General features: G+C 74.0%; 4 protein-coding genes. 1 reads left to right on the plus strand and 3 read right to left on the minus strand.

The features are described from left to right. From ABZ641_RS36485 to gvpO, 3 genes are all read right to left on the minus strand, one after another. Nucleotides 1-209 (minus strand): GvpL/GvpF family gas vesicle protein (locus tag ABZ641_RS36485; RefSeq protein WP_359988819.1); only part of this gene is annotated, 209 nt, incomplete at its 3' end. Further along, nucleotides 206-667, minus strand: coding sequence for a gas vesicle protein (locus ABZ641_RS36490; RefSeq protein ID WP_359988821.1), 462 nt, complete (start codon nucleotides 665-667; stop codon nucleotides 206-208). The genes ABZ641_RS36485 and ABZ641_RS36490, both read right to left, overlap by 4 nt. After that, a complete protein-coding gene (gene gvpO, locus ABZ641_RS36495) occupies nucleotides 664-942 on the minus strand; it encodes a gas vesicle protein GvpO (RefSeq protein ID WP_359988823.1) in 279 nt (92 codons plus the stop codon). The genes ABZ641_RS36490 and gvpO overlap by 4 nt, the downstream gene beginning before the upstream one ends. A 136-nt stretch (nucleotides 943-1078) precedes the next feature. Between gvpO and ABZ641_RS36500 the strand changes: the two genes are divergently transcribed. Then, nucleotides 1079-1621, plus strand: a 543-nt coding sequence (locus tag ABZ641_RS36500) for an SDR family NAD(P)-dependent oxidoreductase (RefSeq protein ID WP_359988824.1), incomplete at its 3' end; no start/stop codon positions are given.

Here is a 1621-nt window from a genome sequence, read left to right on the forward strand (position 1 = left end):
GCCGACTCCAGCCAGGGCAGGTCCCCCAGGCGGCGCTGCAGGGCCAGCTCGTCGAAGCCGCCGCGCGGCACCGAGCCGACCACCAGGACGAGCCCCGGGGCGGTGAGCACGCGCAACGGCTCACCCGCCACTCCGGTGAGGCCCGCGAGCGTTCCGTCCTCGACCTCGCGGACCACCGCGTAGAGCCAGGTGAGGTCCGGGGTGGTCATGATGCACCTCCGGTGCGGCGGCGCCGGACGGGCGGCGCCTCGTCGTCCTCTGGTTCGGCGTCCCGGTAGTCGGCCCGGTTGTCGGCCCGGTAGTCGGCCCGGTCGGCGGCCCGGCTGATGGTGCGCCGGCCGGTGCGGCCCGCCTCGAGTTCGCCGATGCGTTCGCGCAGCCGGCGGTTCTCCAGGGCGAGGTCGCGCTTGCCGGAGGAGAGCGAGGGGTCGTGCTCCCACCAGTCGATGCCCATCTCCCGGGCACGGTCGACGGAGGCGACCAGCAGACGGATCTTGATCGTGAGCAGTTCGATGTCGAGCAGGTTCACCCGGATGTCACCCGCGATCACGATGCCCTTGTCCAGGACGCGCTCCAACAGGTCGGCAAGGTTGGCGCCTTGGGCGCCCGCCCCGCGGGACTGCGCGGCGAGGAACCGGTCGCCGGGCCGGACGGTCGGCTGGGTCATGGCGAGTCCTCCTCGGGCCTGCCCCGGTAGTAGCGGCGTTCGCGGCGGTAGGAGACGAGGTCGCCGTCGTCGTCGAGGGCGACCAGGTAGACGGCCAGGATGTCGGCGGAGTCGGGGACGCGGCGGGACTCCAGTACCTCGACACCGATCCGCCAGCCGTCCTCGGTGCGGTCGATCGAGGTGATGCCCTCCGGAGTCCGGCCGGTGAGGTCGTCGACGTCGTCGGCGGCCACGGCCGCGGCCCGGCGCGACGGGTGCCGGTGACAACGGGTCATGGCGGGAGTGCGGTCACCACCCGGAGACACCGGACGGTCGACTTCGGTCGCTCGCCGCCCACCGGGGAACACGCGCGCAGAATGGAGACGGACCGAGCAGGAGACGACAGCGGGGCGAGTACAGGGAGGTGACCCGGTGAGCCGCATCCTGGTGACCGGTTCCACGGACGGCCTGGGCCGGGCCACCGCGGAGACGCTGCTGTCCGCCGGCCACCGGGTCGTGCTGCACGCCCGGAACCCCGAGCGGGCGACCGCCCTGCGACCCCTGCTCGACCGGGGAGCGGACGCCGTCACCGGCGACTTCACGGACCGTGACGCCGTCCGGCGGATCGCCGCCGAGCTGAACGACGCCGACCCGCTCGACGCGGTCGTCCACAACGCCGGGGTGTGGCGCGGCCCCGCCGTCATGCCGGTCAACGTCGTCGCCCCGTACCTGCTCACGGCCCTGCTGCCGACACCGCGCCGACTGGTCTACCTGAGCAGCGGCTCGCACTTCGGCGGGCACCCTACGCCGGAGGGGGTCGACTGGCGCGGCCGGAGCGCCGGCTCCTACGCCGACAGCAAGCTGTTCGTCACCACCCTCGCGGCCGCGGTGGCCCGGCTGCGCCCCGGTGTGCCGAGCAACGCCGTCGACCCCGGATGGGTGCCGACCAGGATGGGCGGCCCCGGAGCACCGGAC

The sequence above is a fragment of the Kitasatospora sp. NPDC007106 genome, assembly GCF_040634455.1.
Classification (GTDB): Bacteria; Actinomycetota; Actinomycetes; order Streptomycetales; family Streptomycetaceae; genus Kitasatospora; species Kitasatospora arboriphila.

What these genes read in the sequence shown, in the direction of transcription:
- ABZ641_RS36490 (WP_359988821.1), bottom strand. Translation starts at nt 667, where the DNA reads ATGACCCAGCCGACCGTCCGGCCCGGCGACCGGTTCCTCGCCGCGCAG.
- gvpO (WP_359988823.1), bottom strand. Translation starts at nt 942, where the DNA reads ATGACCCGTTGTCACCGGCACCCGTCGCGCCGGGCCGCGGCCGTGGCC.